At 69.7% G+C, this 22010-nt stretch carries 18 protein-coding genes and 1 tRNA gene; 9 read left to right on the top strand and 10 right to left on the bottom strand.

What is annotated here, in order from left to right:
* The first annotated feature begins 48 nt into the window (after positions 1–48).
* The 6 genes from ACFYQQ_RS27720 (at position 49) to ACFYQQ_RS27695 (ending at position 7914) form a co-directional block, all read left to right on the top strand.
* Positions 49–933: an AraC family transcriptional regulator gene (locus ACFYQQ_RS27720; protein ID WP_355780661.1), complete on the top strand. Its 885-nt coding sequence runs from the start codon at positions 49–51 to the stop codon at positions 931–933.
* 11 nt (positions 934–944) lie between these two features.
* Entirely contained in the window at positions 945–1325 is a 381-nt protein-coding gene (locus tag ACFYQQ_RS27715) for a chorismate mutase (protein ID WP_355780684.1), read from the top strand.
* A 165-nt stretch (positions 1326–1490) separates the two neighbouring features.
* The gene (locus ACFYQQ_RS27710; RefSeq protein WP_355780664.1) at positions 1491–2024 is read left to right on the top strand and encodes a response regulator; all 534 of its coding nucleotides are present in this window, start codon (positions 1491–1493) and stop codon (positions 2022–2024) included.
* A gap of 85 nt (positions 2025–2109) precedes the next feature.
* Complete coding sequence (gene pepN / locus ACFYQQ_RS27705) at positions 2110–4608, top strand: aminopeptidase N (RefSeq protein ID WP_355780667.1); 2499 nt, start codon at positions 2110–2112, stop codon at positions 4606–4608.
* A gap of 487 nt (positions 4609–5095) precedes the next feature.
* The gene (locus ACFYQQ_RS27700) at positions 5096–6496 is read left to right on the top strand and encodes an aminotransferase class V-fold PLP-dependent enzyme (RefSeq protein ID WP_355780670.1); all 1401 of its coding nucleotides are present in this window, start codon (positions 5096–5098) and stop codon (positions 6494–6496) included.
* A complete protein-coding gene (locus tag ACFYQQ_RS27695; protein ID WP_355780673.1) occupies positions 6493–7914 on the top strand; it encodes a SidA/IucD/PvdA family monooxygenase in 1422 nt (473 codons plus the stop codon). The genes ACFYQQ_RS27700 and ACFYQQ_RS27695 overlap by 4 nt, the downstream gene beginning before the upstream one ends.
* Before the next feature lie 85 nt (positions 7915–7999).
* Here ACFYQQ_RS27695 and ACFYQQ_RS27690 read toward each other — a convergent pair whose 3' ends face one another.
* On the bottom strand, positions 8000–9805 hold the full coding sequence (locus tag ACFYQQ_RS27690; protein ID WP_355780676.1) for a 5'-nucleotidase C-terminal domain-containing protein: 1806 nt from the start codon (positions 9803–9805) through the stop codon (positions 8000–8002).
* 140 nt (positions 9806–9945) lie between these two features.
* Here ACFYQQ_RS27690 and ACFYQQ_RS27685 point away from each other — a divergent pair, with 140 nt between their 5' ends.
* A complete protein-coding gene (locus ACFYQQ_RS27685) occupies positions 9946–10611 on the top strand; it encodes an SIMPL domain-containing protein (protein ID WP_355780679.1) in 666 nt (221 codons plus the stop codon).
* A 127-nt stretch (positions 10612–10738) separates the two neighbouring features.
* Positions 10739–12175, top strand: a complete 1437-nt coding sequence (gene pyk, locus ACFYQQ_RS27680) for a pyruvate kinase (RefSeq protein ID WP_388905429.1) — start codon at positions 10739–10741, stop codon at positions 12173–12175.
* Positions 12176–12218: 43 nt separating this feature from the next.
* Here the strand turns inward: pyk and ACFYQQ_RS27675 are convergent, their stop codons facing one another.
* Together ACFYQQ_RS27675 and ACFYQQ_RS27670 are read right to left on the bottom strand one after the other, a co-directional pair.
* Positions 12219–13007: a helix-turn-helix domain-containing protein gene (locus ACFYQQ_RS27675; RefSeq protein ID WP_355790613.1), complete on the bottom strand. Its 789-nt coding sequence runs from the start codon at positions 13005–13007 to the stop codon at positions 12219–12221.
* Between the two features lie 87 nt (positions 13008–13094).
* Positions 13095–13177, bottom strand: a tRNA-Leu gene (locus tag ACFYQQ_RS27670).
* Positions 13178–13276: 99 nt separating this feature from the next.
* Here ACFYQQ_RS27670 and ACFYQQ_RS27665 point away from each other — a divergent pair.
* Positions 13277–13933, top strand: a complete 657-nt coding sequence (locus ACFYQQ_RS27665; RefSeq protein WP_355790610.1) for a response regulator — start codon at positions 13277–13279, stop codon at positions 13931–13933.
* Between the two features lie 79 nt (positions 13934–14012).
* Here the strand turns inward: ACFYQQ_RS27665 and ACFYQQ_RS27660 are convergent, their stop codons facing one another.
* From ACFYQQ_RS27660 to ACFYQQ_RS27630, 7 genes are all read right to left on the bottom strand, one after another.
* Positions 14013–14729 carry an ABC transporter ATP-binding protein gene (locus ACFYQQ_RS27660; RefSeq protein WP_355790608.1) on the bottom strand — a complete coding sequence of 239 codons (717 nt, stop codon included), beginning with the start codon at positions 14727–14729 and terminating at the stop codon, positions 14013–14015.
* Positions 14726–15607, bottom strand: coding sequence for an ABC transporter ATP-binding protein (locus tag ACFYQQ_RS27655; RefSeq protein ID WP_356169166.1), 882 nt, complete (start codon positions 15605–15607; stop codon positions 14726–14728). The genes ACFYQQ_RS27660 and ACFYQQ_RS27655 overlap by 4 nt, the downstream gene beginning before the upstream one ends.
* Positions 15604–17394: a branched-chain amino acid ABC transporter permease gene (locus tag ACFYQQ_RS27650; RefSeq protein WP_355779238.1), complete on the bottom strand. Its 1791-nt coding sequence runs from the start codon at positions 17392–17394 to the stop codon at positions 15604–15606. The genes ACFYQQ_RS27655 and ACFYQQ_RS27650 overlap by 4 nt, the downstream gene beginning before the upstream one ends.
* A gap of 5 nt (positions 17395–17399) precedes the next feature.
* Complete coding sequence (locus ACFYQQ_RS27645) at positions 17400–18332, bottom strand: branched-chain amino acid ABC transporter permease (protein WP_355779188.1); 933 nt, start codon at positions 18330–18332, stop codon at positions 17400–17402.
* A gap of 200 nt (positions 18333–18532) precedes the next feature.
* The gene (locus ACFYQQ_RS27640) at positions 18533–19756 is read right to left on the bottom strand and encodes a branched-chain amino acid ABC transporter substrate-binding protein (protein WP_355779191.1); all 1224 of its coding nucleotides are present in this window, start codon (positions 19754–19756) and stop codon (positions 18533–18535) included.
* A gap of 741 nt (positions 19757–20497) precedes the next feature.
* Positions 20498–21388: a trypsin-like serine protease gene (locus ACFYQQ_RS27635; RefSeq protein WP_356169171.1), complete on the bottom strand. Its 891-nt coding sequence runs from the start codon at positions 21386–21388 to the stop codon at positions 20498–20500.
* A gap of 132 nt (positions 21389–21520) precedes the next feature.
* A complete protein-coding gene (locus tag ACFYQQ_RS27630) occupies positions 21521–22009 on the bottom strand; it encodes a hotdog fold thioesterase (RefSeq protein WP_355795019.1) in 489 nt (162 codons plus the stop codon).
* Position 22010: the final 1 nt, after the last annotated feature.

The raw sequence follows: 22010 nt of genomic DNA, 5'->3' as shown, positions 1-22010 counted from the left end.
GAGCCCACGACAGCCCCGGAACCCGGACGAAAAGGCAGGAGGCGGCGGATGTACCGGACCTGGATGCGGTACCTCACCCCCGGCCCCGCCCACCACCGGCTCGGCCTCGTCTGCCTCGGCGTCGGACTCCAGCACGGGCGACTGCCCACCGTCGGACCCCGCACCCTCGACCACCACGTCGCCGTCCTGATCACCGCCGGGAGCGGCTGGTTCCAGGACACCCACGGACACCGGCACACCGTCACCGCACCGGCCCTGCTCTGGCTCACCCCCGGCGTCCCCCACCACTACGGCCCCGACCCCGCCTGGGACGAGTGCTTCGTCGACTTCACCGGCCCCGCCACCGCCACCTACACCGAACTCGGCTACATCGAACCCGGCCGGCCCGTCGTCCCCCTCGCCGACGCCGGCGCCGCCCGCGCCACCGTCACCCGCATCGCCCGCGCCGCCCGCCGCGACAACCCCCTGCTGGACGTGGAGACCGGCGCCGCCGTCCACGAACTCCTCGTCGCCCTGCGCCGCGCCCGCGCCGACCTCACCCCCGACGGCGACGAAGTCCTCCAGGCCCTCGCCCGCGACGCCTTCCAGCCCCTCACCGTCGCCGAACACGCGGCCCGCCACGGCATGACCCCCGCCGAACTGCGCACCGCAGTCCGCCGCGCCGCCGGCTCCAGCCCCAAGGACTACCTCCTCGGCATCCGCCTCGGCCACGCCAAGGAACTCCTCGCCGCCACCGACCTGCCCGTCGCCGCCGTCGCCCGCCGCGTCGGCTACGACGACCCCGCCTACTTCTCCCGCCTGTTCACCCGCCGCGTCGGCACGGCACCCGTCCGCTTCCGCGAACAACAGGCCCGCACCGCCCCCGGCGAATGGAGCGACCGGATGCCGGACCCCGACGATCCGCCGATCATCGAAGGACCCCACGCCCCTTAGGGTGGACCCCCATGACCCACGGCAACACCAACGAAGCCAACGAAGCGAACACCTTGGCCGGACACGACGCCGTCGACCCCGCCGTGCGCGCCGAACTCGGCCGGCTCCGCGACAGCATCGACAACATCGACGCCGCCGTCGTCCACATGCTCGCCGAACGCTTCAAATGCACCCAGCAGGTCGGACACCTCAAGGCCCGGCACCAGCTGCCGCCCGCCGACCCCGCCCGCGAGTCCCGCCAGATCGCCCGGCTGCGCCAGCTCGCCGAGAACGCGAAACTCGACCCCGCCTTCGCGGAAAAGCTCCTCAACTTCATCATCGCCGAGGTCATCCGCCACCACGAGCACATCGCCGACCACTCCGGAACCGGCCCGTCCGGCCCGGCGCGGTGACCGCGCGCCCGCGCGCGCACGGTCCGGGGGAGTGACAGCGCGCCCGCGCGCGGGCATCCTGCCCTGAGCACTCCTCGTCAGGCCACGGGCACATGCCGTGAACGCCGCTTCGGTCTAAGCTGGTCGGCCAAGTGCGAGGGACGTCGGGCCGAGGGGGCGCCGGGCATGCCGTCGGATGCCAAGATTCTCATCGTCGACGACCATGAGGACACGCTGTACGCGCTGGAGAGCGCGCTCGCTCCGCTGGGCTACCGGCTGACGCGCGCCACCAGCGGCGACGAAGCACTCAAGGAGGTCCTGCGGGGCCAGGTGGGACTGCTCCTGCTCGACGTGCGCATGCCCGGCGTCAGCGGCCTCGACGTCGTGCGCTACATGCGCCGCCTGGAACAGACCCAGCACATCCCGATCATCCTCCTCACCGGCTTCGGCCCCGACTCCGAACTCACCTCCACCGCCTTCGGACTCGGCGTCGCCGACCTCGTCATGAAACCCGTCGACCCCTGGACCCTGCGCACCAAGGTCCGCTACCTGTACGACGCCCACCAGCGCTCCCAGGCCCTCGAACACGAACTCCGCGACCTGCGCGCCCAAGCCGCCGCGCGAATCACCCGCACCCCCGCCCTCACCCACCCCGACAACCGCGTCCCCGTCCAGCGCGAGGCCGCCCGCACCCCCCGCCGCGGACACGACCTGACCTGACCGGACGGCCCACCCGACCGCACCACCCCGGGACAAACGCCGTGTACCGATCCGGCGCTGTGCCATCCCCAGGCCATCGGGCAGCATGTCCCCCATGTCCGTACTGACGCGCGACGAAGCGCAGACCCGTGCCGAGCTCCTCGACGTCCACCGCTACACGATCGCCCTCGACGTGACCGGCGGAGACGAGACCTTCGGCTCCCACACCGCCATCCACTTCACGGCCCGCGCGGACGCGGACACCTTCGTCGAGCTCAAGCCCGCCGACCTGCGCTCCGCCACCCTCGACGGACAGCCCCTCGACCCCGCCACCCTCACCGGGCACCGGCTCCCCCTCACCGGCCTCACCGCCGGCGAGCACGAACTGCGCATCGACGCCACCATGCGCTACTCCCGCACCGGCGAAGGCATGCACCGCTTCACCGACCCCACCGACGGCGAGACCTACCTCTACACCCAGCTGTTCATGGACGACGTCCAGCGCGTCTTCCCCGCCTTCGACCAGCCCGACCTGAAAGCCGTCTTCGAACTCACCGTCCACGCCCCCGACGGCTGGACCGTCCTCGCCAACGGCATCACCGAACACCTCGGCGACGGCCACTGGAAAGCCGCACCCACCCCCCGGATCTCCACCTACCTCGTCGCCGTCGCCGCTGGCCCCTGGCACTCCGTACGCACCGAACACCAGGGCCTGCCCTTCGGCATCCACTGCCGCCGCTCCCTCGCCCCCCACCTCGACACCGACGCCGACGAGATCCTCGACGTCACCCGCGCCTGCTTCGACCGCTACCACGAGAAGTTCGAGGAGCCCTACCCCTTCGACTCCTACGACCAGGCGTTCGTCCCCGAGTTCAACGCCGGCGCCATGGAGAACCCCGGACTCGTCACCTTCCGCGACGAGTTCATCTACCGCTCCGCGGTCACCGACACCGAGCGGCAGACTCGCGCCATGGTCATCGCCCACGAGATGGCGCACATGTGGTTCGGCGACCTCGTCACCCTCCGCTGGTGGGACGACATCTGGCTGAACGAGTCCTTCGCCGAGTACATGGGCTACCAGACCCTCACCGAAGCCACCCGCTTCACCGACACCTGGACCGACTTCGGCGTCGCCCGCAAGTCCTGGGGCTACGACGCCGACCAGCGCCCCTCCACCCACCCCGTCGCCCCCGACCCCGACGCCGTCCCCGACACCGCCTCCGCGATGCTCAACTTCGACGGCATCTCCTACGCCAAGGGCGCCTCCGCCCTGCGCCAACTCGTCGCCTGGCTCGGCGAGAAGGACTTCCTCACCGGCATCAACACCCACTTCGCCCGCCACAAGTTCGGCAACGCCACCCTCGCCGACTTCATCGAATCCCTCGCCGACGCCACCGACCGCGACGTCCACGCCTGGGCCGCGGCCTGGCTGCGCACCACCGGCATCGACACCCTCACCCCCACCGTCACCGCCGGCGACGACGGCACCTGCACCCTCACCGTCGACCACGCCGGCAGCCGCCCCCACCGCATCGCCGTCGGCCTCTACGACCCCGACCTCACCGACGACGGCCGCCTCACCCTGCGCCGACGCCTCGAACTCGACGTCCCCCAGAGCACCCCCGCCCCCATCGGCAAACGGCCCGCCCTGCTCCTCCTCAACGACGGCGACCTCTCCTACGCCAAGGTCCGCTTCGACCCCGAATCGTTCGCCGCCGTCCGCCACTCCCTGTCCGCCCTGCCCGCACCCCTCACCCGCGCCGTCGTGTGGAACTCCCTGCGCGACTCCGTACGCGACGGCGAACTGCCCCCCGCCGCCTACCTGGAGGCCGCCCGCGCCCACCTCCCGCGCGAGACGGACCTCGCCGTCGTCCAGGGCGTCCTGTCCTTCGCCACCGTCCAGGTCGCCGACCGCTACCTGCCCCCCGAGGACCGCCCCGCCGCCCTCGCCACCCTCACCGACCTCTGCCGCGACCTCATCCGCCGCACCGAGGACGGCCGCGACCCCGGCCTCCGGCTGACCGCCGTACGCCACTACATCGACGTCGCCGCCCACCCCGACACCATCAGCGCCTGGTTCTCCGAGGGCACCGTCCCCGGCGGGCCCGAACTCGACCCCGAACTGCGCTGGCGCATCCTCGGCCGGCTCGCCGTCCTCGGCGCGATCGACGACGCCGTCATCGAGGCCGAACTCGTCCAGGACCCCAGCGCCACCGGCCGCGAAGGCGCCGCCCGCTGCCACGCCGCCCTGCCCGACCCGCAGGCCAAGAGCAGGGCCTGGGACGAGATGTTCGCCTCCGACGACCTCTCCAACTACCTGTTCACCGCCACCGCGCAGGGCTTCTGGCAGCCCGAGCAGAGCGACCTGCTCCGCCCCTACGTCGAGCGCTACTGGCAGGACGCCATCGCCGTCGCCGCCCGCCGCGGCCCCGCCATCGCCGAGGCCGCCGGACGCTGGGCCTTCCCCGTCCACGCCGTCTCCGCCGACACCCTCCGCCTCGGCGAGCGGTGCCTGAGCGACGGCGACCCCATCCCGGCCCTCCGCCGCAAGCTCGCCGACCAGCTCGACGACCTCGCCCGGGCCCTGCGGGTCAGGGAGGCGTAACACCGCGACGGCCCCGGCCGTACGACCCCGAAGGGCGCCCGGAACCCACCGGGCGCCCTTTCCCGTACGCCCCACCGGACGCCGGCCGAGCCTCCCGGGCCGCCGAGCCTCCCGGGCCGGCCGCGACAGATCGTCAACCGACACCTCCACCGGACACCCGGCCCGCCTCGGGCCCACCCAGGTTGCCCGGGGGAGTGCCGGTGCCGTCCCGGCCGAGCCGGCGCGTGCTCCGGGCCGCCCGGTCCGGGGGAGTGTCCGAGGGGATCCTCTCGGGCTGTCCGGCGTGCCCCCGCCGGGCTCGCGTTCGTCCGAGGCCGGGCGGAGCCGCCCGCCTCGTCGGCACCCCGTAGCACCCCCGCGTCCCCCACACGTTCCCCGCACGCGGGAGTACCCCCTTTCGGGTCCCGGTCGTTGGGCTTTCCGGGCGCGCCGCACCCCGCGCGTCCAAGCTGGAACTCCCTGCCCTGCGCCCCTTCGGAGGACGCCCATGAGCTCGCCGCCCCTCGCCTCAGGTCCCGACGGCCCCGGCGCACTGCGGCCGCTGCTCGACACCGTCCTCGACGCCCTGCACGAAGGCGCCGCCACCCGCGGCGGCCCCCTGCCCGCAGGCGGCCCGCAGACCGTCGCCCGCCGCGTCCGGGACACCCTCGGCGACCCCCTGCCCCACGAAGGCTCCGACGACGCCCTGCACGTCCTCGTCCGCGCCCTCACCGAAGGCGCCGCCGACCCCGCCGACCCCCTGTGCGCCGCCCACCTCCACTGCCCGCCCCTCGCCGTCGCCGCCGCGGCCGACCTCGCCGCCTCCGTCCTCAACCCCTCCCTCGACTCCTGGGACCAGGCCCCCGCCGCGTCCGAGCTGGAGACACTCGTCACCGACGCCCTCGCCGCCGAGATCTACCCCCCGGACCCCCACCAGACGAACACCCGACCGAAGAAAGGTGCCGCCCTCGTCACCACCGGCGGCACCGAAGCCAACCAGCTCGCCCTCCTCCTCGCCCGAGAAACCCACGGCGGCATCCAACTCGTCTGCGGCGCCAACGCCCACCACTCCCTGCGCCGCGCCGCCTGGCTCCTCGGACTCCCCGAACCCGTCGTCGTCCCCGCCCCCGCCGGCACCATGGACCCCGCCGCCCTCGACGACGCCCTCACCGAACTGCCCGGCCCCCGCGGCTCCTTCCTCGTCGCCGCCACCGCCGGCACCACCGACGCCGGACTCATCGACCCACTGCCCGACATCGCCGACCGCTGCGCCGCCCACGGAGCCCGCCTCCACATCGACGCCGCATACGGCGGCGGCCTCCTCTTCAGCGACCGCCACCGCAAACTGCTCGACGGCCTCGCCCGCGCCCACACCGTCACCCTCGACCTGCACAAACTCGGCTGGCAACCCGTCGCCGCCGGCCTCCTCGCCGTACAGGACCCCGACGACCTCCACGTCCTCGGCCACTCGGCCGACTACCTCAACGCCGACGACGACACCCACGCCGGACTCCCCGACCTCCTCGGCCGGTCCCTGCGCACCAGCCGACGCCCCGACATCCTCAAGATCGCCGTCACCCTCAAAACCCTCGGCCGCACCGGACTCGGCGCCCTCGTCGACCGCGTCTGCGCCCACGCCCGCGAACTCGCCGCCCTCATCGAAGCCCACCCCCGCTTCGAGCTCTACGACCAGCCCACGATCAGCACCGTCCTCTTCCGGCCCACCGAAGCCACCGACGACACCGTCGCCGCCGTACGCCGCACCCTCCTCACCGAAGGCCACGCCGTCCTCGGCCGCGCCGCCCCCGACGGCCGCCTCTGGCTCAAGGCCACCCTGCTCAACCCGCACGCCCGGACCGGCGACCTGGCCGCGCTCCTGAAACTGGTGGAAGGACACACAGCCCGATGAGCCCGACGCCCATCCCCCCACGCCACGAACCCGAAGCACCCCGCGACCTGGTGGGCATCGGCATCGGCCCCTTCAACCTCTCCCTCGCCGCCCTCGCCCACCCCCTCACCGAACTCGACACCGTCTTCTACGAACAACGCCCCACCTTCGACTGGCACCCCGGCCTCCTCATCGACGGCACCACCCTCCAAGTCCCCTTCCTCGCCGACCTCGTCACCCTCGCCGACCCCGCCAGCCCCTGGACCTTCCTCAACTACCTCAAAGCCCGCGACCGCCTCTTCCCCTTCTACTTCGCCGAGCGCTTCCACATCCAGCGCGCCGAATACGACGGCTACTGCCGCTGGGTCAGCGACAGCCTCCCCGGACTCCACTTCGCCCACCAGGTCGACGCCGTCCGCTGGAACCCCGAACGCGCCCTCTTCGAAGTCGACTTCACCCAACTCGACGCCGACGGCGAAGCCGAAGCCCTCGGCCGCACCTACACCCGCAACATCGTCATCGGCGTCGGCACCGCCCCCCACATCCCCGACGCCCTCAAACCCCTCGTCGAAGCCCCCGGCGTGCCCGTCATCCACGCCGCGGACTACCTCGAACACCGCGACCGCTTCCTCACCGCCGACCACATCACCGTCATCGGCGCCGGCCAATCAGGCGCCGAAGTCTTCCTCGACCTCCTCAGAAACCGCCCCACCGGACAAGAGAAGATCCACTGGCTCGCCCGCACCGAAGCCTTCGCCCCCATGGAGTACTCCAAACTCGGCCTCGAACACTTCACCCCCGACTACACCCGCTACTTCCACGCCCTCACCGAACCCGTACGCGACCGGCTCCTCGCCGCCCAATGGCAACTCCACAAAGGCATCGACGCCGACACCATCGCCGCCATCCACGACGAGCTCTACCGCCGCACCCTCCACGGCGGCTGGCCCGACGCCGTCCTCACCCCCGCCGTCCACGTCCGCACCGCGGGACGCGTCGCCACCACCAAAGTCGAACTCCACCTCGAACACGTCCAGCAAGGCACCCGCTCCCGCCTCACCACCGACGCCGTCGTCCTCGCCACCGGCTACCGCGAACGCCCCCTCAGCCGCATCCTCGCCGGACTCGACCCCTACCTCCGCCGCGACAGCGCCGAACGCCCCCGCATCGACGACCGCTTCCGCCTCGTCCTCGACCCCTCCGTCACCGGCCAGGTCTACGTCCAGAACGCCGAACTCCACACCCACGGCGTCGGCGCCCCCGACCTCGGCCTCGCCGCCTGGCGCAGCGCCACCATCCTCAACTCCCTCACCGGCAAAGACCCCTACCCCCTCCCCGAACGCACCTCCTTCACCACCTTCGGACTCGAACCCAGCCCCCACGTCCCCCACGCCCGCCGCGCCCCCGTCCTCCTCACCCCCCTCGTCGACGAACGCTGACACCACCACCGGCGACCGACAGCGAAAAGCCCCGGACCGGGACGGCACCACCGTCCCGACCCGGGGCCCACACCCCGGCCGGCTCCTAGAACACCGGCACACCGTTCCGCGTCAGCCGCCAGTCCACCGACGCGAACTCCGCCGGGTCCAGACTGCCCTTCGCCGTCACCCACTCCGCGATCCGCGTACGGATCTCCGTCGACTCCGACCACAACTCCTGCGCCGACGCCACATGCGGGAACGCCCCGCCACCGTTCGCCCGGTAGTTGTTCACCGCGAACACGAACCGCTCACCGTCCGACAACGGCGCACCATTGAACGACAGGTTCTTGATCCGCGAACCCGGCGCCTCAGCGATGTCGATGTCGTACCGCAGCCCCGACACGTAGTCGTAGTTGTAGTCCGGCCGGTTGTTCGCGTTCGTCAGCTTCTCCGGATCCACCACCGCGTCCGCCGCCGTCCGCACGAAATACTCCGCCGAATACTCCAGGTACGCCCGCACCTGAGCACCCGTCAGCAACTTCGCCACCAGCGTGTTGTCGTACACGTACAGACTCGACAGATCCCGGATCGTCACCTCGCCCGCCGGGATCTCCGACGTCCGCGAGAACGGCGACGCCTGCGCGATCACCGGCAACGACGCGTACTCCGTACCCGCCAGCGCCGCCCGGACCACGTCCTCCTGCACCCTCGTGATCAGGTCGATGATCGGCGCGTCCTTGTACCGCGCCTCCACCGTCGTCAGCGTCCGCGTCGCCGTCCCCACCACCTGGTTGACATACGTCACCACCGCGTCGTGCTCGGCCTTCAGCAACTTCGTGATCCGCGGATCATCCGCCACCGTCCTCGAATCACGCAGCGACGCCGCCACCGACTCGACCCGCCACCGGCCCTTCTCGAAGACCAACTCGAAGTCGAACAACGACAGACGCTCCGCATAACACAACGGCTCCGACAACACGACCGTCCGGCCCGTCGCCGCGTTCGTCACCTTCAGCTCCGGGATCTCCACATGCGCGTGCCCCACCAGGATCGCGTCGATCCCCGGCACCTGCTGCGCCACCAGAGCCGCCGAGTTCTCCACGTACGGCAGCTGATCACCGTACGACGACGTACCCGACGACCCACTGTGCGCCGACACCACCACCACGTCCGCACCCATCGACCGCAGCTTCGGCACCCACTTCGCCGCCTGCTCCTCCAACCCCGGGAACGTCAACCTGCCCTGCACATACGCCTTGTCCCAGATCGCGATACCCGGATTCGTCAACCCCAGCACCGCCACCCGCACCGGCGGCAGACCCGGCACATGGAACTTTTTCATGAAGTACGGCGGAAAAGCCGGCTTCAACGTCTTCGCGTCCAGCGCGTTCGCACCCAACAACGGGAAATCACACTGCGACTCGAACTTCCGCAGCGTCTCGATACCGTAATTGAACTCGTGGTTGCCCAGCGCCACCGCGTCATAGCCGATCGCGTTCATCGCCTGCGCCATCGGATGCACCGGGCCACCCTCGGCGGTGATCGGATCCACCTTCGCGTAGTAATACGTCAGCGGCGTGCCCTGAATCGTGTCACCCGCGTCCAACAGCAGCGTGTTACCACGGCCCTTCTCCTCGCGGACCTGCTCCACCAGCGTCGAGATCCGCGCCAGACCCATCGCGTTGCCCTTGGCGTCGGAGTACTCCGCGTCCTTGAAGTAGTCCCAGTTGAAGACATGCCCGTGCAGATCGGTCGTGCCCATCACCGTCAGCGCATACCGCTTCGGACGCTTCGCACCCCCCTCCACCGCCGCCGCCTGCGCGGCCGGAGCACCCACCGCACCCGTCAGCGCCACCCCGGCACCCGTCACAGCGGACCTCTTCAGAAACTTCCGGCGGTTCAACGGCATGACAGCGACTCCTCGGGGCGATGGTGAACGACGCGCGTAGATTCTGACCCACCCCTCACACCCCCGAACAGATCCCGCAGGTTTCGATCTGATGACCGGTACACACCACAACCCGGTACTCCGGTGACACAGTGGGACGTATGACCCCCACCCCCGACGCTCCCCACATCACCGTCCGCGGCGAAGCCCACCTCGAAACCGAACCCGAACTCGCCCGCATCGGCATCATCCTCACCGCCCGCGGAACCGACCGACGCGACACCCTCGCCGACCTCACCCGCCGCAACACCACCACCCTCGATCTCGTCAAAACCTACGGAGACGCCGTCGAACACCTCGAAACCGGCTCCCTCACCATCACCCCCGAACTCACCCGACACGGCCGCGGCGAACGCGTCCGCGCCCACCACGGCCAGCTCCACCTCACCGCCGAACTCAACGACTTCACCGCACTCGGCGAACTCACCACCCGCCTCGCCGACCTCGACCTCACCCGCATCGACGGCCCCTGGTGGACCCTCCGCCCCACCTCACCCGCCCACAAACAAGCCCGACAACAAGCCGTCCACGACGCCGTCCAACGCGCCCGCGAATACGCCGAAGCCCTCGGCACCACCCTCACCGCACTCCTCGACCTCACCGACACCGAACCCGAACCCGCCCACCCCCTCGGCCGCGCCATGCGCACCATGACCTACGGCGCCGAGAACACCGACGAACCCGCACCCCTCGACCTCGAACCGCAACGCCAACACCTGTACGCCCAGGTCACTGCCCGATTCACCATGACACCACCGAATATGTAATACCGCGGCGCTCATCAGAGCACCCCCGTGCACAATTCAACCCTTGTCAACAGCCCTTCACGCAAAGGTTGTTGGGCAGTCACGAACACCCAATTACCTACCCGCCGGTAAGCCCTAGGCTCAAACCATGCGCCGAGCAAAAATCGTCTGCACCCTGGGCCCCGCCACCGACTCGTACGACCAGATCAAAGCACTGGTCGAAGCCGGAATGGACGTCGCCCGATTCAACCTCAGCCACGGCACCCACGCCGAACACGAGGAGCGCTACCAACGCGTACGAAAGGCCTCCGACGAGACGGGCCGAAGCGTCGGAATCCTCGCCGACCTTCAAGGCCCGAAGATCCGCCTCGGCCGCTTCCGCGAAGGCCCCGTACTCCTTGAACGCGGCGACACCTTCACCATCACCGTCGAACCCGACACCGAAGGCGACCGCCACACCTGCGGCACCACCTACGACGGACTCGCCACCGACGTCACACCCGGCGAACGCATCCTCGTCGACGACGGCAAAGTCAGCCTCGAAGTCACCGCGGTCGACGGCCCCCGCGTCCACACCACCGTCGTCGAAGGCGGCATGGTCTCCGACCACAAAGGCCTCAACCTCCCCGGCGTGGCCGTCTCCGTCCCCGCCCTCTCCGACAAGGACGAAGCAGACCTCCGCTGGGCCCTCGGCACCGGCTTCGACGTCATCGCCCTCTCCTTCGTCCGCAGTGGCCGCGACATCGACGACGTCCACCGCATCATGGACGAGGAAGGCCGCCGCCTCCCCGTCATCGCCAAGGTCGAGAAACCCCAGGCCGTCGACAACATCGACGACATCGTTGCCGCCTTCGACGGCATCATGGTCGCCCGCGGCGACCTCGGCGTCGAAATGCCCCTCGAGCAAGTCCCCATCGTCCAGAAGCGCGCCATCAAACTCGCCAAGCGCAACGCCAAACCGGTCATCGTCGCCACCCAGATGCTCGACTCGATGATCGAGAACTCCCGCCCCACCCGCGCCGAGGCCTCCGACGTCGCCAACGCCGTCATCGACGGCACCGACGCCGTCATGCTCTCCGGCGAGACCAGCGTCGGCAAATACCCCGTCGAGACCGTCCGCACCATGGCCCGCATCGTCGAAGCCGCCGAAGAGGACATCCTCGCCAAGGGACTGCCGCCCCTCACCGAACGCAACAAGCCCCGCACCCAGGGCGGCTCCGTCGCCCGCGCCGCCGCCGACATCGGCGACTTCCTCGGCGCCAAGTTCCTCGTCGCCTTCACCCAGTCCGGCGACACCGTCCGCCGTCTCTCCCGCTACCGCTCCCCGATCCCCCTCCTGGCGTTCACCCCCGACCCCGCCACCCGGTCCCAGCTCAACCTCACCTGGGGCGTCGAGACCTTCCTCGGACCTCACGTCGACTCCACCGACGCCATGGTCGACCAGGTCGACGAGCAGCTCCTCAAGATCGGCCGCTGCCAGAGGGGCGACATGGTGGTCATCACCGCCGGCTCCCCGCCCGGCATCTCCGGCTCCACCAACCTGGTCCGCGTCCACCACATCGGCGAGGACGACACCCCCAAGTGACCGGCCCCGGGCCCCTCAGAAGGAGGGGCCCACCGCGCCGGACTCAGTACTTGGGCCCCACGTGCGCGTCCATCAGAGCCACGTCGGCCCTGCGGGCCACGGAGATGTTGAACGCGTTCCCGTGCCGGGTGCAGTGCGTCCACGCGACACCGAGCTTGTCAAGGGTGTCGGTGTACAGCCGGCGGATGTCGTCGGAGACGTTGGCGAAGAAGTACCGGGGATACTCGTACCGCTTGCGCTCACCGGCCACGAGGCGCGTCGTCCAGTTGGTGATCCGGCACCCGTCGGAGTGGATGAGCCCGCGGACGAACTCCCACGGATGAGCGTCCACGATCTCCTGCTGCCACCCCTCCAGCACGATCGCCCGCTCGTGCTTCTTGCCGGGGCCGTGCTGGGGGAAGAGGCAGGGCAGGTGCTTCGAATAGACCTTCACGTTGCGGCAACCGGTCCTGCGGACGCGGCAGACCGCGTTATCGGGGAAGACTGCGCGCATAGCTCGCTCGCAGTCGTCCATGAGTCCTGGCCACGACTCGGCGCAGGTAATCATGAGATTGGGTACGCGGTGCGCCGAGTAACGGCTGATGTGACCATCGCCCAAATACAGGCCGAGCAGGTAGCTGTAGGCCGCACCATCGAGGTCTCGCCCGTCGCACCGTGGGCACTTGGGATCGTGCGCCCCTGGACACTCGCCACGTTTCGCGCGGTCCATGTGCTTCCAATAGCCGATCGTCCCGAGCGGAATCTCGAATCGCCGCGCGACGTCGGCATTACGAGCTCCGCTCCGCAGGAGGATGAGCGCCTGCTGTCGTACCTCTGTGCTGTGGTAGTTCATATGAGCACCCTGAGTCACCGACCGTGACTGTGTGCACCAAAAAGCGGATGTTCACGAGAACGTGAACATCCGCTTGGTAGAAATCTGTGCCGGGTGCGGGAGTCGAACCCGCACGTCCTTTCGGACAGATGTGTTTGAGACATCAGCGTCTGCCATTCCGCCAACCCGGCTGGCCAACCCGAGAGGAGTGTACCGGTTCACCGCACGGAGCTGCAGCTAGGTACGCTCTTGGGAGCAGTACTTGCCTGCCCTGGAACAAGGAGCACCCCGTGACCGCCCCCGAGTCGCCCCAGCCCGTGGACGCGCCCGACGACGACAAGTCGCACGTACCTCCGCTGACGACCCGTGTCGTCATCGCCGAGGACGAGGCGCTGATCCGTCTCGACCTCAAGGAGATGCTGGAGGAGGAGGGCTACACCGTCGTCGGAGAGGCGGGTGACGGTGAGCAGGCCGTCGAGCTGGCCCGGGAGCACAAGCCGGATCTGGTGATCCTCGATGTGAAGATGCCGAAGCTGGACGGGATCTCGGCGGCGGAGAAGATCGCCGAGGAGAGCATCGCGCCGGTGCTGATGCTGACGGCGTTCTCGCAGCGTGATCTGGTGGAGCGGGCGCGTGACGCGGGTGCGATGGCGTATCTGGTGAAGCCGTTCAGCAAGAGTGACGTGGTGCCGGCGATCGAGATGGCGGTGTCGCGGTTCACGGAGCTGAAGGAGCTGGAGAAGGAGGTCGCGGACCTCAGCCAGCGGCTGGAGACGCGGAAGCTGGTGGACCGGGCGAAGTCGGTGCTGCAGACGGAGTACGGGCTGTCGGAGCCGGCGGCGTTCCGGTGGATCCAGAAGACGTCGATGGACCGGCGGATGTCGATGCAGCAGGTGGCGGAGGCGGTCATCCAGGACGCCGAGGAGAAGAAGGCGTCGAAGGGTTAGTCCCGGCGCGTTCGGTACGGCGAGAGGCCCGCGACCCCGGTGGGGGTGCGGGCCTCTTCGTGTGTCCGGGTGCGGTGGGTCAGTCCTCGCCGAGGTAGGCCTTGCGGACGGACTCGTCGTGGAGGAGGTCCTGTCCGCTGCCGGAGAGGACGATGTTGCCGATTTCCATGACGTGTCCCTGGTCGGCGAGGGAGAGCGCCGCCTGGGCGTTCTGTTCGACGAGCAGGATGGTGGTGCCCTGGGCCTTGAGCTCGGTGATGGTCGCCATGATCTTCTGCATCATGATCGGCGAGAGGCCCATGGAGGGTTCGTCGAGCATGAGCAGCTTGGGCTGGGACATGAGGGCCCGGCCCATGGCGAGCATCTGCTGTTCACCGCCGGAGAGGGTGCCGGCGGCCTGCTTGCGGCGTTCCCCGAGGATGGGGAAGAGGTCGTAGGCGCGCTGGATGTCCTTTTCGATGCCTGCTTTGTCGGTGCGCAGGAAGGCGCCGAGTTGCAGGTTCTCGGTGATGGTGAGCCGGGGGAAGATGTGGCGTCCCTCGGGGGAGTGCGCGAGTCCGAGGGCGACGATCTTGTGGGCGGGAACGCCGTTGACGATCTTGCCGTCGAAGCGGATGACTCCGGAGGTCGGCTTGAGGAGCCCGGAGAGGGTGCGCAGGGTGGTGGTCTTGCCGGCGCCGTTGGTGCCGATGAGGGTGACGATCTGGCCGGCTTCGACGGAGAAGGAGATGCCCTTGACGGCTTCGATCTTGCCGTAGGCGACCTTGAGGTCTTCGACCTCGAGCAGTGCGGTCACTGGGCGCTTCCTTCCTTGCTGGTGGTGCTCTGCGCTCCGTGGGCCTCGGCGGCTTCGACTTCGGCGAGTTCGTCGGCGCCGGGGGCGCCTTCGAAGGGGGTGCCGAGGTAGGCCGCGACGACGCGTTCGTCGCCCTGGACCACGTCGGAGGTTCCTTCGACGAGTTTTTCGCCTTGGACGAGGCAGGCGACGCGGTCGCACAGGTTGAAGATGAAGCGCATGTCGTGCTCGATGACGAGGACGGCGATGCCCTTGTCCCGGATGGCGAAGACGAGTTCTTCGGTGGCCCGGGTCTCTTGGGGGTTCATGCCGGCGGTGGGCTCGTCGAGGAGGAGGAGTCCGGGGTCGCTGGCGAGGGCGCGGGCGATTTCGAGCTTGCGCTGTTCGCCGTAGGGGAGGTTGCGGGAGAGGTGGTCGGCCTTGTGGGCGAGGCCGATGAACTCCAGCAGTTCCATGGCGCGTTCGCGGCTGGCGGCTTCTGCCTTGCGGAAGCCGGGGCCGCGCAGGAGGGCGGACCAGAGCCCTTCCTTGGTGCGGGTGTGGCGGCCGACGAGCACGTTCTCCAGGACGGTCATGTTGGCGAAGAGCCGGATGTTCTGGAAGGTGCGGGCGATGCCGGCGCTGGTGACGAGGTGGGGCTTGGGGGGCAGGACGGTGCCCTTGTAGGCGACTTTGCCCTCGGTGGGGACGTAGAGGCCGGTGAGGCAGTTGAAGAAGGTGGTCTTGCCGGCGCCGTTGGGTCCGATGAGGCCGACGATCTCGCCGCTGTTGACGGTGAGGTCGACGCCGCGGACGGCGGTGAGGCCGCCGAAGCGCATGGTGACGCCGGTGGCTTCGAGGACGGGGCTGGTGGCCGTGGTGGTGGTCATGTGGGTCACGCCCCTGCCTTGGTGACGCCGACGGTGGTGTCGGGCAGGCTCTGTTCGGGGATGTCGAGTTGGCCGGTGTCGTGGAATTCGAGCTGCCGGCGGCGGTTGGCGATGATGCCTTCGGGGCGGAATCGCATGAGGATGACGAGGGCGATGCCGAAGGCGAAGAGCTGGTACTCCTTGAGGAAGCCGAGCTTCTCGGGGAGCAGGTAGAGCAGGGTGGCGCCGAGGATGGGTCCGTTGACGGTGCCCATGCCGCCGAGGACGACGGCGGCGAGGAGGAACGCCGAGTTCGGGGGGACGGATCCGGCGAACTGGTAGGGGGCGGGGTTGACGCTGTAGCCGACGTGGGCGCTGACGGTGCCGGCGAGGCCGGCGAGGCTGGCGCCGAGGGCGAAGGCGATGAGCTTGACGCGGAAGCCGTTGATGCCCATGGCGGTGGCGGCGGTCTCGTCTTCGCGGATGGCGATCCAGGAGCGGCCGATGCGGCTGTCGGCGGCGCGGTTGAAGACGACGACGACGATGCCGGTGATGACGAGCATCAGCAGGAAGTAGTTGGCGAAGCGGCCGAGGGTGATTCCGCCGATGGCGTGGGTGGCACCGAAGTTGAACCCGAAGATGTCGAGGTCGGGGATCATGGAGATGCCGTTGGGGCCGTTGGTGAGGTTGGGTCCGGAGGATCCGTCGAGGTTGTTGACGCCGATGCGGAAGATCTCTCCGAAGCCGAGGGTGACGATGGCGAGGTAGTCGCCGCGCAGTCGCAGGGTGGGGGCGCCGATGAGGACGCCGAAGACGAGCGACGCGGCCATTCCGGTGAGCATGGCGGCCCAGAAGGGGAACTGGACGCCGGAGAAGCGGGAGAACTCGCTGCCGGAGACGAGGGCTGCGGCGTAGGCGCCGACGCCGAGGAAGGCGACGTATCCGAGGTCGAGGAGTCCGGTGAGGCCGACGACGATGTTGAGGCCGAGGGCGACGGTGGCGACGACGAGGATGTTGACGCCGAGGTTGGCGTTGTGTTCGTCGCTTTCGACGAAGGGGAAGATCGCCGCGGCGAGGAAGGCCATGGAGGTGGCGAATCCCTTGTGGCGGGCGTTGAGTTCGGCGAAGCGGTCGAAGAGTCCGGCGGTGAGGAGTGCCCAGGCGCCGAGGACGACGAGGAACAGGTAGCCGATGAACGTTTCGCTGGCTTCGGGGTCGACGCCGATGCCGTAGGTGAAGACGATGAGGGCCACGGCGGTGGCGGCGGTGATGACGAGGCGTTCGCCCCAGGCGGGGAGCGGGGTGGCCGTGGGGAGGTGGTCGGGCTTGGTGACGTAGTCCTTGAAGGTGTCGCCCGGCTTGGGGAGGGCGAGGGTGCCGAGGACGGCGATCAGCGAGCCGATGGCGGCGATGTAGGCGCCGGGGTCGAGGGCGACGAGGCCCTTGAGGTCGACGGCGATCGCGATGGCGCTGAACCAGGCGACGGCGAACGCGGAGGCCGCGGCGAGGACGACGGGCTGGGTGGCGCCGGTGGGGTTGAGCCAGCGCAGGCCGCGGATGTCCCAGAGGGTGAGGGCGTAGACGACGGTCAGGAGGCCTGCGACGAGTGCGAGGACCTGGAGTCCGGCGGGGGAGCCGTAGTAGGTGAGGTCCCCGGGGAATTCGTCGGTGTAGGTCCAGGACATGAACGTGCTGGCGATGGTGGCGAGGGCGCCGACGAGGACGAGGGCGCGGGCCACGGTCGGGGGGAGCGCGATGAGGCCGCGGGCGGGGTCCGTCCGGGGGGTGGCCGCCGGGGTCTTCTCGGTGGTTGCCATGGTGCTCACGCCCTGTCCGCGACGCGTTCGCCGACTAGGCCTTGTGGCCTGAACAGCAGTACGAGGATGAGGAGTACGAAGGCCCAGACGGAGGACCAGCCGCCGCCGCCGAGCTGCTGCATGCCGGGGATGCCGTCGATGTAGGAGGTGGCCATGGTCTCGGCGAGGCCGAGGACGAGGCCGCCGATCATGGCGCCGTAGATGTTCCCGATGCCGCCGAGGACGGCCGCGGTGAAGGCCTTGAGGCCCATCTGGAAGCCCATGTCGTACTTGATCTGTCCGTAGCGCAGGCCGTAGGAGACGGCGGCTACGGCGGCGAAGAAGCCGCCGATGGCGAACGCGATCACGATGATGCGGTTGGTGTCGATGCCCATGAGCTGGGCGGTGTCCGGGTCCTGTGCGGTGGCCTGCATGGCGCGGCCGGTGCGGGAGAGGCGGACGAAGAGGGCGAGGGCGGCCATGCAGAGGGGGGCGGCGATGATGACGAAGGCCGCGCCGCTCTGGATGCGGATGTCGCCGATGTGCCAGGGACCGAAGTCGAGCTGGGGGAAGGTGCGGTCGGTCTTGGCGTCGGGGTACCAGTTGAAGACGGCCTGCTGGAGGGCGAGGGAGAGGCCGATGGCGGTGATGAGGGGTGCGAGGCGTGGTGCGCCGCGCAGTGGTCGGTAGGCGAAGCGTTCGGCTCCGACGGCGATGAGGACGGAGACGAGTCCGCCGCCTATGAGCATCGCCGGCAGGGCTATCCACATGGATGTGCCGTTGGGCAGGACGTACAGGTAGACCGAGAGTGCGCCGAAGCCTCCGGTCATGAAGATCTCGCCGTGGGCGAAGTTGATGAGCTGGACGATGCCGTACACCATCGTGTAACCGATGGCGATCAGCCCGTACATCGAGCCGAGGAACAGCCCGTTGGCCAGCTGCTGCGGCAGGGTGTTCACCGCATGGCCTCCATGTGGGTGGGGAGAGTTGAGCAGGGCGTATGAAACGGGCCGCGCGGTGACGTGTGGTCAGTGGCCGCGCGGCCCTGTGGTGGTGCTGAGGGCCTGTCGTCCGGATCAGGCCGGTGTCGCGGGTGCCGGGACGAACCGTCGGTCGCGGCTGGACTGATCCGGACTACAGGCCCTGGCGGCGGTGTGGATCAGCCGTTGAAGGTGCCGCTCTTGACGGCCTTCCACTTGCCGTCGACGACCTGGTAGACGGTGAGCTGCTTGTTGGTGGTGTCGCCGTACTCGTCGAAGGAGACGGGGCCGGCGATGCCGTCGAACTTGGTCTTCTGGACTTCCTCGACGACCTTGGCGCGGGCGTCGGAGGGGACCTTGCCGTCCTTCACGACGTTGCCGATCGCCTTGATGATGGCGGTGGCGGCGTCGTAGGAGTAGCCGCCGTAGGTGCCGTAGTCGCCCTTGAGGCCGGAAGCCTTGTACTTCTTGATGAAGTCGGCGGCGGAGGGCAGGGTGTCGACGGGCTGGCCGACGGAGGTGACGAGGTCGCCTTCGGAGGTCTTGCCGGCGGTCTCGATGTAGGTCGGGGTGAACATGCCGTCACCGCCGAAGAGCGGGACCTTGGCGCCGGCGTCCTTGAGCTGCTTGGTGAGCTTCTCGGACTCGTCGTACTGGCCGCCGTAGTAGACGAGGTCGGCCTTGGAGTTCTTGATCTTGGTGACGAGGGCCGAGAAGTCGGTGTCGCCGGTGTTGACGTGGTCCTCGCCGGCGACCTTGCCGCCGGCCTTGGTGAAGCCGGCCTTGAAGAGCTTGGCGAGGCCGGCGCCGTAGGTCTGCTTGTCGTCGACGACGAAGACCTTGCGCTTCTTCAGGGTGGTGTAGGCGTAGTCGGCCGCGAAGCCGCCCTGCAGGGCGTCGGTGGTGGCGGTGCGGAAGTACGTCTTGAAGGGACGCGCCTTCTTCGTCTGCCAGTTCTTGCCCTGGGTGAGCTCGGGGGCGGTGTTCGAGGGGGAGATCTCGACCAGGTTGGCGGTGGCGAACACCTGCTGCATCTGGGTGGCGACGCCGGAGTTCAGCGGGCCGACGACGCCGAGGACCTTGTCGTTGCCGACGAGCTGGGTGGCGTTGGTCTGGCCCTGGGCGGGGATCGCCTTGTCGTCGAGGGCGACGACCTTGAATTTCACGCCGGGGACGAGGTTCTTCTTGTTGGCGTCGTCGACGGCGATCTGGACGCCGCCCTTGATGCCGAGGCCCGTGGCGGAGTTCTGGCCGGTCAGCGGCGCGTCGACGCCGATGATGACCTCGGTCTTCTTGCCGCTGTTGTCACCGCCCTTGTCGTCGTCGCGCGAACCGCAGGCGGTCAGCGTGAGTGCTCCCGTGGTGAGCACGGAGGTGAGTATGACCAAAGAACGGTGTCGCACGTTTAATCCTCTCCCTGGCGCAGCAGCTCTATTGAGCTGCCGTGTGTCTCGCCGGGCCGTACTGGGGTGGTACAGGTGCCGTGCTGCAGACGCGCCCGGCGGCGCGGTGACTGGCCGTGACTCTAAGCCCGTCTGTGGGCGGCGGCATCGCCGTGGGCTGGCTTGTGACTTTCTTGTTATGACGTGCTGGTGGGGGAACTTCTCGGACGGGGGCTCTCGGACGGTTTGGCGGAAAAGCTCCGGAGTCCACATTTTGAGAATCCGCACTTCCGGTTGCGCGTGGGCGTGGGCGGCGCCGGGCGGGGTGGCGGGCGGTCCGGAGGGGCCTTGGGAGGTGGTGGGAGCGCTGCCCGGGGAGGCCGGAACTGTGATGTTGTATTGCGTCCGTGTTACGCAGCGTTACGGCGGGCCGGGGCTGTTCGGGCTCGGGGAGCGGCCTGGGTGGGGGTCGGCGAGGTGGTGTGGCGGGTATTCCCGGGATGGGCGGTGTCCGTGGTGCGAGGTGCGCGGTTCCGGGTGGTGCCGTCCGGACTCGCCGCAGGGAACCGGGGGTCGGCCCTCCCGGGCGCCCTCGTCAACTCGGTTCCGGAGAAGCCTCGTTGATGCTGATCCAGGCGCTCGCGGCGTGGCCGGCGGCGCCGACTCGCCCTGGATGCGGGGGAGTCGGCGCCGGTGACGCCGCGGTGGGGCCCGGTGGCGCAGGCGCGGGCCGCCGCCGTGCCGGGCCGGTGTGCCGTTCGGCTACGGCAGTTTCACGAAGGGCGCGAGGAAGGCGCGGGCTCCGGGGGTGTCGAGGCGGTAGGCGACGTTGGTGGCGTAGCACGGTGTGTCGCCGGTGATGGTGGTGGCGGCGAGGACGCGCCGGCCGCCGAGCACGGCGAAGTTCGGGCCGCCCGAATCGCCGTAGCAGGCACCGCCGTTGCCCTGGGGGGCGGTCATCGCGAGGCGTACCCAGGCGTTGTTGAGGGCGTCGAAGGAGACGGGTGCCTTCATGCGGACGCCGCCGCCGGGGTGGGTCTGGCCGCCGGGGCCGTTGAGGGCTTCCTGGGTGCCGTATCCGGCGACGGTCCAGGAGGTGGTGTTCAGTCCCCGCGGGCCGAGGGCGCCGAGCTGTCCGGCGGTGGGGAGGGCGGCGGGGGTGAAGGTCCAGCGGGCCCGGAGCCGGTCGGCGGGCAGTTCGACGACGGAGATGTCGTGGGTGTCGGAGGCGGGGCCCGGGTACGCGGGGTGGGTGTGGGCGGTGCCTTCGACGGCGACGGCTTCGGCCTGGGCGGTGGGGTCGCCGGGGTGGGCCTTCGCGGCGGCGTCGAGTCCGGCCTGGACGTCCTGGTCGAGGGAGACGTAGAAGCGGACGTCGTCGGGCCAGTCGGTGGTGCAGTGCGCCGCGGTCAGGAAGGTGCCCGAGTCGATCATGGTGCCGGAGCAGACCCAGTCGACGCGGTCGGGGGTGGCGGGGTCGTCGTCGTTGTCCCAGGTGGCGACGAGGGCGCCGACTTCGGTGCGCTCGGGTGCGGGGGTCGCGTTGTAGGAGTTGATCGCGGAGGAGGGCAGCGCGGTGGCGAGGACGGCGGCGCAGGCGGCCGCGGTGACGGCACTGGCGCGGGCCATGGTGGTGGCGCGTACGGCGGTCAAGAGAACCCCTTTTTGGGCTGGGTGGGACGGGTGTTCTCCTGCGGGGGGTGATCAGCGCACAGTGAAGCGTGTGGGGCGGGTCGCGGCAAGGGTGCCGTCCCGCCCCGGTCGTCCTCGCGGGGTGCGCTGGGGTCAGCGGGCGGCGCGGACCTGCTCGGCGTCGCCGGGGCGGGCGTCGCGGAGCATGCAGGTGAGGCGGGCGGTGCAGACGCGCTTGCCGTCCTCGCCGGTGATGACGATCTCGTACGTCGCCGTGGAGCGGCCCTGGTGCACGGGGGTGGCCACGCCGGTGACGAGGCCGGAGCGGGCGCCGCGGTGGTGGGTGCAGTTGAGGTCGACGCCGACGGCGATCTTGGAGCTGCCGCCGTGGAGCATGGCGCCGACGGAGCCGAGGGTCTCGGCGAGGACGGCGGAGGCGCCGCCGTGGAGGAGGCCGTAGGGCTGGGTGTTGCCCTCGACGGGCATGGTGCCGACGACGCGGTCCGCGGAGGCTTCGAGGATCTGGACGCCCATGCGGGTGCCGAGGTGGCCCGCGGAGAAGAGCGCGGGCAGGTCGACACCGAGGGAGGCGTACTCGTCGACGACCTCTTGCGGGAACTTCACGCTGTGCTGCTCGCCCATC

Origin of the sequence: Streptomyces sp. NPDC005496 (genome assembly GCF_042872045.1) — a bacterium.
Classification (GTDB): Bacteria; Actinomycetota; Actinomycetes; order Streptomycetales; family Streptomycetaceae; genus Streptomyces.
Note: the sequence above shows the minus strand (reverse complement) of the source record. Positions and strands in the feature narration are given on the sequence as shown.

Bases quoted from the DNA above. Each gene is read 5' to 3' on its own strand.
- ACFYQQ_RS27720 (WP_355780661.1), top strand. From the start codon at position 49: ATGTACCGGACCTGGATGCGGTACCTCACCCCCGGCCCCGCCCACCAC.
- ACFYQQ_RS27715 (WP_355780684.1), top strand. From the start codon at position 945: ATGACCCACGGCAACACCAACGAAGCCAACGAAGCGAACACCTTGGCC.
- ACFYQQ_RS27710 (WP_355780664.1), top strand. From the start codon at position 1,491: ATGCCGTCGGATGCCAAGATTCTCATCGTCGACGACCATGAGGACACG.
- pepN (WP_355780667.1), top strand. From the start codon at position 2,110: ATGTCCCCCATGTCCGTACTGACGCGCGACGAAGCGCAGACCCGTGCC.
- ACFYQQ_RS27700 (WP_355780670.1), top strand. From the start codon at position 5,096: ATGAGCTCGCCGCCCCTCGCCTCAGGTCCCGACGGCCCCGGCGCACTG.
- ACFYQQ_RS27695 (WP_355780673.1), top strand. From the start codon at position 6,493: ATGAGCCCGACGCCCATCCCCCCACGCCACGAACCCGAAGCACCCCGC.
- ACFYQQ_RS27690 (WP_355780676.1), bottom strand. From the start codon at position 9,805: ATGCCGTTGAACCGCCGGAAGTTTCTGAAGAGGTCCGCTGTGACGGGT.
- ACFYQQ_RS27685 (WP_355780679.1), top strand. From the start codon at position 9,946: ATGACCCCCACCCCCGACGCTCCCCACATCACCGTCCGCGGCGAAGCC.
- pyk (WP_388905429.1), top strand. From the start codon at position 10,739: ATGCGCCGAGCAAAAATCGTCTGCACCCTGGGCCCCGCCACCGACTCG.
- ACFYQQ_RS27675 (WP_355790613.1), bottom strand. From the start codon at position 13,007: ATGAACTACCACAGCACAGAGGTACGACAGCAGGCGCTCATCCTCCTG.
- ACFYQQ_RS27650 (WP_355779238.1), bottom strand. From the start codon at position 17,394: ATGGCAACCACCGAGAAGACCCCGGCGGCCACCCCCCGGACGGACCCC.
- ACFYQQ_RS27630 (WP_355795019.1), bottom strand. From the start codon at position 22,009: ATGGGCGAGCAGCACAGCGTGAAGTTCCCGCAAGAGGTCGTCGACGAG.